This window comes from Paractinoplanes brasiliensis (assembly GCF_004362215.1).
Lineage (GTDB): Bacteria > Actinomycetota > Actinomycetes > Mycobacteriales > Micromonosporaceae > Actinoplanes > Actinoplanes brasiliensis.
In genome coordinates this window covers 1,595,906-1,609,831 of sequence record NZ_SNWR01000001.1, presented here as the reverse complement: position 1 = coordinate 1,609,831, position 13,926 = coordinate 1,595,906, and the positions used below count along the sequence as shown (strand labels likewise).

The following is a 13,926-nucleotide window of genomic DNA, read 5'->3' as shown; positions in this document are numbered from 1 at the left end:
AGAAAGGTTTGAACGGCGGAAGAGTGAAATTGCGGCCTGCGTCACCCGAATGGTCGTGAAGAAATATGTGTTCTGATTCACCCGTAACCTTAGACGCTCGGTAATTCGGCACTTACGAGCCGTAATGGCATTTCTCAGCTCCTGGTAACAAATCGGACACCACTCTCTGTGCCAAACACGCTCTGTTACTGAATCGGTTCCCCCGGGCCGCCCGGAATCGGTGTAGCAAGGTCTGGCCGGGAGCACCCGCTGCCCGGCTCGCGACGACCTGGTTCACGCCGAGCCCTGCCCCGGGCCGGTCGAAGCGACCACCCGCACCAGTTACAACCAACGAAGGCATACGGGGGCAGGGACGGGGGAACCATCACCGGTCCACTCCGCGCCATCCGCTCCGATGGCGAGCACGGAGAACCTTGGGGTGAAGTCGCGTGAGCGACCGGGCACACCTTCCCGCCCGAACCCGACAGCTAACCTCGCAGGCGTGCCGGAGGGACATCTCTACCGTGCACGAACACAGTTCGAGCCGTGGCCGCCGTTCGATCGGCGCCGGCGCCATCGCACTGTCGCTGGGTCTCTGCCTCTGCGCAGGCCAGCTGATCGCCCCCTCGCCCGCCGGCGCGGCCCCGATCGTCACCGCGGCGGCTGCCGCCAAGGCGAAGGTCAAGCCGTCGGTCCGCAGCTCCATCTCCACGCGATCCGTCACGTACGGCGGCAAGATCAAGGTCACCGCGAAGTACATCAACCCGGCCAACGGCAAGGTGATCACTTCGGGGACCGTCCGCCTGCAGGCGCTCCGCAAGAGCAAGTGGGTCAACCTGTCGGCCAAGGCGCTGGGCAAGACCGGCAGCGTCACGCTTACCGGTGAACCCCACGTGAGCGGCGCGGTTCGCGCCTATTACGTGGGCACCCCGACCTACAAGGCGGTGGCCGGCGGCAAGTTCTCGGTCACCGTCAAGCCGAAGTCGGTCCCGGCCCGCACGAAGATCATCAACGAGGCGAAGAAGCACGTCGGCTCGCTGTACAAGTTCGGCGCGGCCGGCCCCAGCCGGTTCGACTGCTCGGGCTACACGATGTGGGTCTACAAGAAGGCCGTCGGCAAGAAGCTGCCGCACAAGGCCAACTCGCAGCAGAAGTACGGCAAGTCGATCGCCAAGGGCAAGAAGCAGATCGGCGACCTGATCGTCTTCCGTAGCGGCTCGTACGGTAGCCACGTCGGCATCTACGCCGGCAGCGGATACATGTACGACTCCCCGCACACCGGCGCGCGGGTGTCCAAGCGCAAGATGTACGGCTCGAACTACGTGGTTCGCCGCCTGGTCTGACGAGTTGAGCGGGACGCGCCCGGTTCGGGTGCGTCCCGCTTGCTCGTTCCCCCGAGGCGGTCGCGGGTCACTCCTGCCCGGTCGGGTCACGCTCCTTGTTCCGTACGCGTGGGGTCCGGATCTGCCGAGCGGTCCCGCCCCGTCATGGACCCGTTCCGGCCGGGACATCCCCGGTGCCCCCACCCGGTCCCGCCCTGCGGACTGGTCTCCTCCGCACGGCTCCCGATCATTGAGCCGGAGCCCCATGGCCGGCCTGCCGTGAGTCACATCCCCGGGGTTGGCTCTGCCCCGGAACCGTAATCCCCACGGCTGGCCTGTCCCGGTCGCTCATCCCCGCGGCCCGCCTCTGCGGCCGGCGCTTGGCTTGCAGCTCGTCCCCGGAACGCCGGGCCGCCCCACGCGGCCCGGCGTTCCTCTGTACCCGGTCCACGTCTGTGCCGAGCTCTGCCCGTACTTGCAGCGTTGGCGCCGGATTGCCGCTCCGGCCGCAGCCCCCTGAGAGCTCCACTTTCCTCCCCGGTGGGGGTTGACAACGTGGCCGTCTGGGGGTTTTGGGCGTGTTCAGGGTGGTTCTTGACAGGGTGGCCGGGAGGATGTCGGAAACCGGACCTCGTTGATCATGCCCTTGCCCTCCACTTCGTGACCACCTCGTTGAGCTGGGGTTTCGTGTGCGAATCGGGTTCGCGACCCTGCTCATTCGGCTTGCGGGTGGAGGGAAGTGGAGTAGAGTGGAGTGCAGTGGCAGGGCCGAAGTCGAACCAGACCTGAGGGGCCTGCCGGCCCGAGTTGACAGGCGGACCGCGAACCGCCCGGGGCAGGGGGTAAGGGGCCGATGTTTCTCGGCACGCATACTCCGCGCCTCGACGACAAGGGGCGGCTGATCCTTCCGGCGAAGTTCCGTGATGAGCTGGCGGGAGGTGTCGTGATCACCAAGGGGCAAGAGCGCTGCTTGTACGTGTTTCCGATGCCCGAGTTCCAGCGCATCGCCGGCCAGCTGCGGGAGGCGCCGGTGACGAACAAGGCGGCCCGGGCTTACAGCCGGGTCTTCTTCGCCAGCGCGCACGACGAGGTCCCGGACAAGCAGGGGCGGGTCACCATCCCGGGTCACCTCCGGGCATATGCGGCCCTCGATCGAGAGCTCGTCGTCATCGGCGCGAGCACTCGTGTGGAGATCTGGGACAAGCAGTCCTGGGAGGACTACCTCGCGGCGAGCGAAGACGAGTTCGCCGACATCGAAGAGGGGGTGCTGCCCGGCGGACTGTAGGCACGGCACCCGGACGGGCCCGCGAAGGCCCGGGCGCTGCCGCTTCCGTACTGCGAGATCTCCAGCCGCTCCCGCTCCTGGCGCCTCTTCCCCGGCGCCAGGCGCGTGTCCGGCCAAGGGCGAGCCCGATTGGCAACGGGCACGAGCGGATGGGGATCTGGCGGTACGGGCGGGCGTCCGGGATGTGCCGCGGAACGGGTGACGTGCGCGGGCGTCGGCACGAACAACCGGCAGGTCGGTGCCGGGCAGGACGCGCGTGACAGTCGGAGTGGGGCGATGGGGGTCGACATGGGGGAGCTTCGCGGCACACACGTGCCGGTGCTGCTCGAGCGCTGCCTCGAGCTGCTCGACCCCGCACTCCGGTTGCCCGGTGCCGTGCATGTCGACTTCACGCTGGGCCTGGGCGGTCACGCCGAGGCGGTTCTCGAGCGCTATCCCCAGGTGACGCTGGTCGGGCTCGACCGCGACACCGAGGCGCTGGCGCACTCACGGCACCGGCTCGCGCGGTTCGGCGAACGGGTGCGGCTGGTGCACGCCGTCTACGACGAGTTGCCCCGGGTGCTCGACGAGCTCGATCTGGCCGCGTTCCACAGTGGCCTGTTCGACCTGGGTGTCTCCTCGCTGCAGCTCGACGAGGCCGACCGCGGTTTCGCGTACGCACAGGACGCGCCGCTCGACATGCGGATGGACCAGACCTCCGGCTTCACCGCCGAGCAGGTCGTCAACGAGTACGAGCCGGGTGATCTCGTACGCATCCTGCGGGCGTACGGGGAAGAGAAGTTCGCCACACGCATCGTCTCGTCGATCGTCCGCGAGCGGCAGAAGGGCCGGATCACGTCGACGGCACGGCTGGCCGAGCTGGTCAAGGACGCGATCCCGGCCGCCGCGCGACGAACGGGTGGAAATCCCGCGAAGAGAACGTTTCAGGCACTACGTATTGAGGTAAATGGCGAACTCGCCACGCTCGAGGCCGCCATCCCGGCGGCTTTGGACGCATTGGCGCCCAACGGGCGACTTGTGGTGATGAGCTACCAATCTTTGGAGGACAGGATCGTCAAGCGCGCGTTCACCGCGAGGACGCGCAGCACCGGGCCGATCGACCTGCCGGTCGAACTGCCCGGGACAGGTCCGACACTGCGGCTGCTGACAAGGGGGTCGGAGCCGCCCAGCGAGCAGGAGGTCGCGGACAACCCGCGGGCAGCTTCGGTGAAGCTGCGCGCGGTCGAGCGTCTCGACCGCAACGGAACACCCGGGGCCGCCCGCGAACGGCCCCGAATGACTACAACGCACGGGGGACAAGGGCGGTTACGCCCGGGGGAACGTGAAGAGGGGGAGGGGAGAGCATGAGCGAGCGCGCCAACGCGCCGCGGTCGGGGGGCCGGGCCGCGGAAGAGCGCCGTCCGGGCACCGGTCGGCGTGACACAGGGTCGAGCCGCGATGCGCAGGCCCCGGGAAGTGCCGGCCGGGGGGCGCGGCACTTCGCCGGAGCCGAGGACGGCGAACCACGCCGTTCCGACACGCGCCGGTCAGGGATCCGGGGCGGGGACGACGCGCGGACGCCGGCCGAGGCGCGCCGCGAGCGGGACGAGCGCCGGGGGACGCGCGACGACCGGCCGGGTCGTGAGGAGCGGCCGGGCCGCACGAGCCGCGATCGGGCCGGACGCGAAAGGACGCGGGACACCGAGGGTGTGCGGGCCAAGGCGCGCGACAGCGAGGGTGTGCGGGCCAAGGCGCGCGACACGGGCGTACGGGCCAAGGCGGGGGACACCGGTAAGGTGCGTGCGGGCGGCCGCGGCCCCGAGGGCGTACGGGGTAAGAGCAGTAAGCCCCTGATGCCGGGCCGGGGGCGCCGGGCGGTTGAGGCTCCCGTGGACGGCGCCGCCGCGTTGCAGATCGAGGTGACCGCCGAGCCGCTGCGTGTGACGGGGGACGAGCCGGGGGCGCCGCGTCTGCGGGTTGCGCCGCCGCCGCCGATCCACGGTGGACCGCGGGCGCCGTTCGTGGCGGGCGTGATCGGCGTGGTGATCGTCGGGGTGCTGGGCATCCTGCTGATCAACACGAAGACCAACGAGAACTCGTTCCGCATCGCCGACCTGCAGAACCAGAACACCGCGCTGGAGAACCAGCGGCAGGACCTGGACAACCAGCTGGTCGAGGCGTCCAGCATCGGCAACCTGGACGCCGCGGCCCGCCGGCTCGGCCTGGTCCGTGCCGACATCCAGGACGTGGCCCAGCTGCGGCTGCCCGACGGCAAGATCATTCGGGTGCCGAAGCCGGTGCGGGGCGCGCCCTCGATCACGCAGCCCGACGCGGTGACCGACAAGGGCGGCGAGAACATCTCGCCCGCCGGCGGCACCGGGCGGTAACCGGCGATGCCGCCGCGAGCCGACGACGTTCCTCCGCGCCGGGGCGCTCAGCCCCGGCGCGGCACGTCTCGTGACCTGCCCGCCGAGGGCGACGACACCCCGAAGCCGAGCCGCGGCTTCGGGGGCATCGGCGACGCGCGGGCCTACACCCCGCGCGGGCGTACCGTGGCCGAGCGCGACCAGCGCACCCGGTCGCCACGGGCCGGGCGCACGTCCGATCCGTTCCGACGCGCGCTGCAGGTGCTCGAGGGCGGTCAGCCGCCGCGCCGCGGCCGCTCGACGACGGAGGAGCCGCCGCCCACCCGGCCCGAGCGCAGGACGCCGGAGAAGAGCGAACGGCGGACGCCCGAGAAGAAGCAGCCACCCCGCAGCCGGCGACCCGAGGTCGAGGACGACGAGGACGAGTTCCGTCCCGCGCGCCGTCCGGGTGGGCGGGTCGTCGCCGACCGCGAGCGGGCTCGCACCACTGCCTCGAAGCCGGCCCGGACGACCGCGACGAAGCCCGCCCGTTCGAGCCGCCCGACGGCCTCACCGCGTACGGGGAAAGCCCGGACCGTCAGTGGACCGCGGGTGGACCGTGCCGTCCGTGCCGTCGCGCCCGAACCGCCCCGCCTGGCCAACAGCACCCGGCGGCTGCGGATCGGCGCCGTCGTCGCGCTGTCCCTGTTCGCCATGATCGGCATCCGGCTGGTCGTCCTGCAGGTCGCGTCGTCGTCCGAGGACGCGGACCGCTTGGTCGCGCTGCGCAAGGACAGGCTGGCCGAGGTGCGCCTGCCCGCGCCGCGCGGCAGCATCCTCGACCGTGACGGCGCCGTGCTCGCGCACAGTGTCCCGGCCCGGTTCGTCGGCGCCGACCCCGTGCTGATCAAGGATCCGGTCAACACGGCGGCCCTGCTCAGCCCGATCATCGGGGTCCCGCAGTCCAAGCTCGTGCCGCTGATGTCGCCCCACAAGCGACCCGGCGGTGGCGACGCCCGCTTCGAGTTCCTGGCGCAGGGTGTCGACGTCTCGGTCGGCGACCGGATCGCGGCCATGAAGCTGCCCGGCATCGTGGTCAAGGAGGACGAGCGGCGGGACGTGCCGAACGCCGACCTCGCGGCCAACCTGATCGGCTTCACCGGCGCCGACAACTCCGGTTTGGAGGGGCTCGAGGCCCGCTACGACTCGTTGCTGCGCGGCGCCGACGGCGAGCGGCAGTTCGAGATCGGCAAGGGCGACCTGAACAAGCCGATCCCGGGCGGGTTCGAGAAGTTCACCGAGCCGCAGCCGGGCACCTCGCTGCAGCTGACCATCGACAGCAAGCTGCAGTACGAGGTGCAGCGGATCCTGGCCGAGCAGAGCAAGAAGACCAAGGCGACCATGGCCGGCGCCGTGGTGATGGACGTGCGGACCGGCGAGGTGCTGGCCCAGGCGAGCTACCCGCCGTACAACGCGGCCAAGCCGGGCGAGTACACGCCGACCGAGCGCGAGGACGTGCCGAGCAGCATCGTGGCCGACCCCGGATCGGTGCACAAGGCCTTCATCTTCGGCGCGGCGCTGCAGGAGGGGCTGATCAAGCCGGACTCGGTGCTGACCATCGGGCCGGCCCTGGAGCGCGGCGGCTACCGGTTCCAGGACGGGCACATGCAGCCCAAGGGCACCAAGATGACGATGGCGGGCCTGCTGGCGTACTCGTCGAATGTGGGCACGATCCTGATCGCGGACCAGCTCGGCAAGGAGAAGGTGTACGAGTACCAGCAGAAGTTCGGGCTGGGCCGGTCGACCAACGAGGGCATGCCGGGCGAGGCCGAGGGCCGGATCCTGAAGCCGGAGGAGTGGAGCGGCTCGGCGTCGGGCTCGGTGCCGATCGGCATGAGCGTGGACGCGACGCTGGTGCAGATGGCGGCCGGGTACGCGGCGATCGCGAACGACGGCACCTACATCCAGCCGCACCTGATCAAGTCGATGATCTCGGGTAAGGACGGCAAGGCCACCCCGGCCGCGCCGCCCTCGTCGCACAAGGTGCTCGACCCCGAGGTGGCGCGGCAGCTGCGCCTCTGGATGGAGGCCGTGGTCGACAACAAGGGCGCGACCGGCACCCAGGCGGCGGTCCCGGCCTATCGGGTGGCGGGCAAGACCGGCACCGGCAAGCGGCTGATCGACGGGCAGTATACCAGCGCCAACTACGGCTCGTTCATCGGCATGGCGCCGGCCGAGAACCCGCGGTACGTCATCGCGGTGTCGGCCGACGTTCCGGTGGGCACCGGCGGCGACGTGGCGGCCCCGGCGTTCGCCAAGATGATGTCGTACGCGCTCCTGCACTACCGGGTGCCCGCCTCGACGACGCCGGCGCCCAAGTTCAAGATCCATCCATGACCCTCTGCATGGCGTTTTCCGCGGCGGGCCGGGCACGGGGTAGGGTCTGACGCCGTGCCCGGCATTCCCCGTCCCGAAACCGTTGTCCCGTACCGAACGGCACGGTTGGCGGCCCTGTTGCCGGCGACCCTGACCGGCGCCGACGTCGAGGTCACGGGGGTGACGCACGACAGCCGCGCGGTCCGCCCGGGTGATCTCTACGCGGCGTTGCCCGGCGCGAACCGGCACGGCTCCGAGTTCTCCGGCGACGTCGCCGCGGCCGGCGCGGCCGCCGTGCTGACCGACGCCGCCGGCCACGCCGCCGCCGTCGCGGCCGGGCTGCCGGTGCTTGTGGCCGACGACCCGCGGGCGGTGCTCGGCACGGCCGCCGCCGCGATCTACGGCGACCCGTCGGGCCGGCTCACGATGGTCGGCATCACCGGCACGGCCGGCAAGACCTCGACGGCGTACCTGGTGGAGTCGGGCCTGCGGGCCGCCGGGCTGACCACCGGGCTGATCGGCACTGTCGAGACCCGCATCGGCGACCTGGTCGTGCCCAGCGTGCGCACCACCCCCGAGGCCACCGACGTGCACGCGATCCTGGCCGCGGGCCTGGAACGCGGGGTCGGCGCCGTGGTGATGGAGGTGTCCAGCCACGCGCTCGCGGTCGGGCGGGTCGGCGGCATCGGCTTCACGGTCGGCGGCTACACCAACTTCGGCCTCGACCACCTCGACTTCCACGCCGACGCCGACGACTACTTCGCGGCCAAGGCCAAGCTGTTCGACGGCCGCTGCCGGTTCGAGGTGCTCAACTTCGACGACGTGGCGCTGCGCCCGCTGTTCAAGGCCGGGACGATCAGCTATTCGGCGGCCGGGGACCCGGCGGCCACGTGGTGGGCCTCCGACGTGCGCCCGTCCGAGTTCGGGCAGCGTTTCGTCGCGCACGGCCCCGGCGTCGAGGTCGAGGCGGGTGTGGCGTTGCCCGGCCGGCACAACGTGGCCAACGCCCTGCTGGCCCTGGCCTCGCTGGTGGCCGCGGGCGTCGACGCCCGTACGGCGGCCGACGGCATCGCGTCCTGCCCCGGCGTGCCCGGCCGCCTCGAGCAGGTGGCCGCCCCCGGCGAGGTGCTCGGCGTGGTCGACTACGCGCACAAGCCGGATGCGATCGTGGCCGCGCTGACCGCGCTGCGGGAGCTCGCGGCCGGGCGCGGCGGCCGGGTGATCGCCCTGATCGGGGCCGGGGGCGACCGTGACAAGGGCAAACGTCCGCTGATGGGCGCCGCTGCGGCCCGCGGCGCCGACCTGGTGATCATCACCGACGACAACCCGAGGACCGAGGATCCGGCGGCCGTCCGCGCGGGGGTGCGGGCCGGTGCGGAGGAGTCCGGGTCGACTGCGAAGATCATCGAAGTCCCCGGGCGGCGCGCCGCGATCGACGAGGCCGTACGGCTGGCCGCCGCGGGCGACGTGATCGCGTTGCTGGGCAAGGGACACGAGCGGGGCCAGGAGGTGAACGGTCAGATGCTGCCGTTCGACGACCGCATCGAGCTCGCCGAGGCGCTGACCGCCGCGGCCGGGGGTAATTCGTGATTCGTCTGACGCTGGGAGAGATCGCGGAGATCGCCGGCGGCCGTGTGGTGCACGCGGAACCCGGGCTGGCGGTCACCGGGGGAGTGGAGTACGACTCCCGCAAGATCAGCCCGGGTGGGCTGTTCGTCGCGTTCGAGGGCGAGCGGGCCGACGGGCACGAGTTCGCGGGCGGCGCCGTCGCGGCCGGGGCCGCCGCCGTGCTGAGCACCCGGGACACCGGGCAGCCGGGCGTGGTCGTCGAGGAGCCCCTCGCCGCCCTGGCCGCGCTGGCCCGGGTCGTCGTCTCGCGGCTCGGTGACCTCACCGTCGTGGGGCTCACCGGTTCGTCGGGCAAGACGACGACCAAGGACTACATCGGGCAACTACTCTCGCGGATCGGGCCGACGATCGCGCCCGCCGGGTCGCTCAACAACGAGCTGGGCTTCCCGTACACGGTGCTGCAGGCCGGCGAGGGCACCCGCTTCCTGGTGCTCGAGATGGGCGCCCGGGGGGCCGGGCACATCCGCTACCTGACCGAGATCGCCCGGCCGTCGATCGGCGCGGTGCTCAACGTCGGCGCGGCCCACATCGGCGAGTTCGGCTCGGTCGAGGGCACGGCGCGGGCCAAGGGGGAGCTGGTCGAGGCGCTGCCCTCGGACGGGGTGGCCGTGCTCAACGCCGATGATCCGCTGGTCGCCGGGATGGCTTCGCGCACCCGCGCTCGGGTGATTCTCACCGGCGAATCAGAAATATCGGATCTGCGGGCGAGCGACGTGAGCCTCGACGACGCGGGCCGCGCCTCCTACACCGTGCATCACGAGGGCCGCTCGGCGAAGGTCACGCTCGCCGTCGCCGGCCGGCACCAGGTGGCCAACACCCTCGCGGCGGCGGCTGTGGCGCTCTCGGCCGGCATGGAATTCGACGACCTGGCCGCCGCCCTGGGCGAGGTCGGCATCGTCTCCGGCCGCCGCATGGACGTCTTCACCCGGCCCGACGGCCTGACGGTGATTGACGACTCGTACAACGCCAACCCCTCGTCGACGGCAGCCGCCCTGCACGCGCTCGCCGCGATGGCCGGCGGGCGCCGCACCACCGCAGTGCTCGGCTACATGGCCGAGCTCGGCGAGCACGAGCGCTCCGGCCACGAGGAGGTCGGCCGCCTCGCCGCCGAGCTGGGCGTGGACCGGGTGATCGTGGTCAGCGCGGAGGCCGCCCCGATCGCGGCAGGCGCGCGGTCGGCCGACGGCTGGAAGGGCGAGGCGCTCGTCGTGCCCGACCAGGCCGCCGCCATCGAGATCCTGGCCGGTGATTTGGACGGCGGCGACGTCGTGCTGGTCAAGGGTTCCCGATACCGCACGTGGGACGTGGTGGACGCGCTGCGCCCCGAGGAGGTTCGCCCGTGAGGGCAGTCATCGTCGCGGCCGCGGTCGCGTTCATCATCTCGCTGTTCGGCACCCCGATTGCGATCCGGGTCTTCACGGCGCTCAAGGCCGGCCAGCCCATCCGCACCATCGGCCCGGCCACCCACCAGGGCAAGAAGGGCACGCCCACGATGGGTGGTGTCGCCTTCATCATCGCCACGGTCTTCGCGTACGTCGCCGGGCACATCGCCCTCACGACGCTGCCCGAGCGGCAGATCGCGCAGGAGTCGCCGACCATGACGGCGCTGGTCCTGCTCGGCCTGTTCGTGTTCTGCGGCGTGGTCGGCTTCCTCGACGACTTCCTCAAGGTGCGCCGCCGCAACTCCGACGGGCTCAGCGCCAAGGGCAAGCTGCTGGGCCAGCTGATCGTCGGTGGCGCGTTCGCGGCTGTCGCACTCTACGTGCCCAGCACCAACGGCGAGACGGTGGCCAGCGAGCACATCTCGTTCATCCGCGACATCAGCTGGCTCGACGTCGGCAAGGTGGGCTCGGTCCTGGTCTTCGTGTTCGTGATCATGGCCATGTCCAACGGCGTGAACCTGACCGACGGCCTCGACGGTCTGGCCACCGGGGCCTCGATCCTCGTCCTGGGGGCGTACGCGCTGATCGGTTTCTGGCAGTACCGCCACTGGTGCGGCGACTCGGACTACGCCCGGGTCAACGACTACTGCTACCAGGTGCGAGATCCGCTGGAGATCGCGATGATCGCCGCCGCGGCAGCCGCCGCCTGTGTGGGCTTCCTGTGGTGGAACACGTCCCCGGCCCGGATCTTCATGGGTGACACCGGCGCGCTGGGCCTCGGCGGCCTGATCGGCGGCCTGGCCGTGGCCACCCGTACGACGCTGCTGTCGGTCATCATCGGCGGCCTGTTCGTCATCATCACGATGTCGGTGGTCATCCAGATCATCTCGTTCAAGACCACCGGCAAGCGGGTCTTCCGCATGTCGCCGCTGCAGCACCACTTCGAGCTGGCCGGGTGGAGCGAGGTCAACATCGTCGTGCGGTTCTGGATCGTGGCCGGCATCTGCGTCGCCATCGGCCTGGGGCTGTTCTATTCGGACTTCCTCGCGGTGATGGGATAGATCTCTCTCGCGACACGCCAGAGCCGATGACCCGGGCTGGCGTGTCGCCGGGACGAAGATGAGTGAATGGCGGAAGACCGGACTCAGCAGGCACCCCGCCCGTCACTGAGCCGGCAGCTGCTGCCCGCCGTGCACGGGCTCCTGGCGCGCCCGCTCTCGTCGTACTACCTGCTGCTCGCCTGCTCCGGCCTGCTGCTGCTGATCGGGCTGACCATGGTCTTCTCGGCGACCAGCGTGAAGGCGTACGCCGAGAACGGCAACGCCTTCAGCGCGATCGCCAACCAGGCCGTCTTCGCGCTGCTCGGCCTGTTCGCGTTCTGGGTCTGCCAGCGGCTGCCCGCCGGCACCCTGCGTGACCTCGGCAAGTTCGTGCTGGGCACGGCCATCGTGCTGCTCTGCGTCCTCGACCTGCTGGGCGCTCTGAACTCGGTCGGCCTGCTCAGCAAGCCGCGGATCGGCCCGGTGCACGCCGACCTGCTCTGGCTCTACTTCGGCCCGATCGGCCTGCAGCCCGCCGAGTTCGCCAAGCTCGGCATGGTGCTCTGGGGCGCCGACGTGATCGCCCGCAAGGGCCCGGCGCTGGGGCACTGGAAGGAGCTGTCCCGCCCGCTGTTCCCGGTCGTCGGCCTGCTGTTCGTGCTGGTCGGCTACAACGACCTGGGTAGCATGCTGGTGCTGCTGGCGCTGATCGTCGGCCTGCTGTGGGCGGCCGGGGTGCGCCTGCGGATCTTCGCCGCTCTCGGCGTGCTCGGCCTGGCCGGCATCAGCCTGCTCATCGCGGCCGCGTCCGGCGGCGCCGGCTCGGGTCAGACCGGCGAGGAGAACTACCGGCTCGCCCGGCTCACCAACTTCCTGCAGCCGATCGACCAGTGCGACCTCAACGGCCCCTGCTATCAGCTGATCCAGGCCCGATCGGCGATCTTCGAGGGCGGCTGGTTCGGGGTCGGCCTGGGCAAGGGCGCGCTCAAGTGGAACTGGCTGCCCGAGGCCGACAACGACTTCATCTTCGCGGTGGTCGCCGAGGAACTGGGTGTGATCGGCTGCGGGGTCGTCCTGACGCTGTTCTCGGTGCTGGCGTACACCGGCTTCCGGATCGCCCGGCGCTCGCAGGACCCGTTCCGCCGGCTGGCGGCGGCGGCGATCACCACCTGGCTGGTGTCCCAGGCCGTGATCAACATGGGCGGCGTGACCGGCACGCTGCCCATCACCGGGCTGCCGCTGCCGTTCATCTCCGCAGGTGGCAGCGCCCTCGTCGTGACCATGGCGGCGGTCGGCATGCTGGCCTCGTTCGCCCGCGCGGAACCGCAGGCGTCACTCGCCCTGAACGCGCGTCCGCCCGCGAGATGGGTACGGCTAGTCTGGGCCCCGCTGCCGCCGCTTCCCCCTTCGCGGCGGCCCAGCCCCGCCGCGCGGGAGACCGCCGGGGCAGAGAGGAGACGGTGATGGGTTCGCTGCGGTCGGTCGTGCTCGCCGGGGGAGGCACCGGTGGTCACATCTATCCGCTGCTCGCCTTCGCCGACGCGATCAAACGGCACTTCCCCGACGTCCGGATCACCACGCTGGGCAGCCCGCAGGGCATGGAGAACCAGTTGATCCCGGCGGCCGGTTACGACCTACGGGTGATCCCGGCGTTCCAGCTGCCGCGGTCGATCAACCTGAACCTGATCCGCACGCCCGACCGGATGTGGAAGTCGGCCCACGCGGCCGGCAAGATCCTCGACGAGGTCCAGGCCGACGTGGTGGTCGGTTTCGGGGGCTACGTGTCGGTCCCGGCGTACCTGGCGGCCTGGCGGCGCGAGCTGCCGATCGTCATCCACGAGGTCAACGTGCCGCCGGGCGTGGCCAACCGGATGGGCATGAAGTTCACCAAGAACATCGCCGTCGGGTTCCCGCAGCAGCCGCAGCAGGCCGAGTCGCTCAAGGACGCCCGGGTCGTCGGCGTCCCGCTGCGGACGGCGCTGACCCACCTCGACCGCGCGGCGCTGCGCCCCCAGGCTCTCTACCAGTTCGGCCTGCGCCCCGACCTGCCGGTGCTGTTCGTCTCGGGCGGCTCGTCCGGCGCCCGTACGATCAATCTGGCCGTGGCCGCCGCGGCCAAGCGCCTGGCCCACGCCGGCGTGCAGGTGCTGCACGTGCAAGGCGGCCGCAACGACCCGTTCGAAGTGCCCAACGACCTTCCGGTGCCGTACGTGGTGGTGCCGTACCTGTCGGACATGCAGCTCGGATACGCCGCAGCCGATCTCATGCTGTGCCGCGGCGGCGCGATCACGGTGGCCGAGACGACGGCGCTCGGCGTGCCCGCTGTCTACGTGCCGTACCCGTACAGCAACCAGGAGCAGACGCGCAACGCGCAGCCGGTCGTGCAGGCGGGCGGCGGCATCCTGGTCGACAACGGCGATCTTACCCCGAGTGGATCGAGCAGAACATCATCCCGCTGGCGCGCGACAGGCAGCGCCTCGCCGCGATGGGCCACGCCGCCTCCCGGTACGGTCGTCGCGACGGTGACGAGGCGCTGCTCGAGTTCGTTCTCGAAGCGGTGGCCAAGGCCAAGTGAACGTGACCAAGGGA

Annotated in this window: 9 protein-coding genes, 1 pseudogene and 1 riboswitch; all 10 genes and pseudogenes read left to right on the top strand. The window is 71.0% G+C overall.

Translation table 11 applies throughout. The annotated features are described in order from the left end of the window. Positions 1–318 precede the first annotated feature (318 nt). Positions 319–497: riboswitch (cyclic di-AMP (ydaO/yuaA leader) on the top strand. Between the two features lie 6 nt (positions 498–503). The 10 genes and pseudogenes from C8E87_RS06810 to murG all read left to right on the top strand — a co-directional run bounded on the left by C8E87_RS06810 (position 504) and on the right by murG (position 13,912). Continuing rightward, on the top strand, positions 504–1,322 hold the full coding sequence (locus tag C8E87_RS06810) for a C40 family peptidase (protein WP_133872291.1): 819 nt from the start codon (positions 504–506) through the stop codon (positions 1,320–1,322). A gap of 832 nt (positions 1,323–2,154) precedes the next feature. Continuing rightward, a complete protein-coding gene (gene mraZ, locus C8E87_RS06805; RefSeq protein ID WP_133872290.1) occupies positions 2,155–2,586 on the top strand; it encodes a division/cell wall cluster transcriptional repressor MraZ in 432 nt (143 codons plus the stop codon). Between the two features lie 288 nt (positions 2,587–2,874). Continuing rightward, a complete protein-coding gene (rsmH, locus tag C8E87_RS06800) occupies positions 2,875–3,933 on the top strand; it encodes a 16S rRNA (cytosine(1402)-N(4))-methyltransferase RsmH (RefSeq protein ID WP_166661102.1) in 1,059 nt (352 codons plus the stop codon). Further along, entirely contained in the window at positions 3,930–4,952 is a 1,023-nt protein-coding gene (gene ftsL, locus C8E87_RS06795; RefSeq protein WP_133872288.1) for a cell division protein FtsL, read from the top strand. The genes rsmH and ftsL overlap by 4 nt, the downstream gene beginning before the upstream one ends. A gap of 6 nt (positions 4,953–4,958) precedes the next feature. Then, positions 4,959–7,307, top strand: coding sequence for a peptidoglycan D,D-transpeptidase FtsI family protein (locus tag C8E87_RS06790; RefSeq protein ID WP_133872287.1), 2,349 nt, complete (start codon positions 4,959–4,961; stop codon positions 7,305–7,307). Between the two features lie 54 nt (positions 7,308–7,361). Further along, positions 7,362–8,876 carry a UDP-N-acetylmuramoyl-L-alanyl-D-glutamate--2,6-diaminopimelate ligase gene (locus C8E87_RS06785; RefSeq protein ID WP_133872286.1) on the top strand — a complete coding sequence of 505 codons (1,515 nt, stop codon included), beginning with the start codon at positions 7,362–7,364 and terminating at the stop codon, positions 8,874–8,876. Beyond that, complete coding sequence (locus tag C8E87_RS06780; protein ID WP_133872285.1) at positions 8,873–10,258, top strand: UDP-N-acetylmuramoyl-tripeptide--D-alanyl-D-alanine ligase; 1,386 nt, start codon at positions 8,873–8,875, stop codon at positions 10,256–10,258. Before C8E87_RS06785 ends, C8E87_RS06780 begins: the two co-directional genes overlap by 4 nt. Beyond that, positions 10,255–11,358 carry a phospho-N-acetylmuramoyl-pentapeptide-transferase gene (gene mraY, locus C8E87_RS06775; RefSeq protein WP_133872284.1) on the top strand — a complete coding sequence of 368 codons (1,104 nt, stop codon included), beginning with the start codon at positions 10,255–10,257 and terminating at the stop codon, positions 11,356–11,358. The genes C8E87_RS06780 and mraY overlap by 4 nt, the downstream gene beginning before the upstream one ends. A 66-nt stretch (positions 11,359–11,424) precedes the next feature. Continuing rightward, positions 11,425–12,801, top strand: coding sequence for an FtsW/RodA/SpoVE family cell cycle protein (locus C8E87_RS06770; RefSeq protein WP_133872283.1), 1,377 nt, complete (start codon positions 11,425–11,427; stop codon positions 12,799–12,801). Further along, positions 12,801–13,912 (top strand): annotated as a pseudogene (gene murG, locus C8E87_RS06765) (undecaprenyldiphospho-muramoylpentapeptide beta-N-acetylglucosaminyltransferase). The gene C8E87_RS06770 and the pseudogene murG overlap by 1 nt, the downstream one beginning before the upstream one ends. Positions 13,913–13,926 lie beyond the last annotated feature (14 nt).

Excerpts from the sequence above, each read along its gene's own strand:
- mraZ (WP_133872290.1), top strand. The coding sequence starts at position 2,155 with ATGTTTCTCGGCACGCATACTCCGCGCCTCGACGACAAGGGGCGGCTG.
- rsmH (WP_166661102.1), top strand. The coding sequence starts at position 2,875 with ATGGGGGAGCTTCGCGGCACACACGTGCCGGTGCTGCTCGAGCGCTGC.
- ftsL (WP_133872288.1), top strand. The coding sequence starts at position 3,930 with ATGAGCGAGCGCGCCAACGCGCCGCGGTCGGGGGGCCGGGCCGCGGAA.
- C8E87_RS06790 (WP_133872287.1), top strand. The coding sequence starts at position 4,959 with ATGCCGCCGCGAGCCGACGACGTTCCTCCGCGCCGGGGCGCTCAGCCC.
- C8E87_RS06770 (WP_133872283.1), top strand. The coding sequence starts at position 11,425 with ATGGCGGAAGACCGGACTCAGCAGGCACCCCGCCCGTCACTGAGCCGG.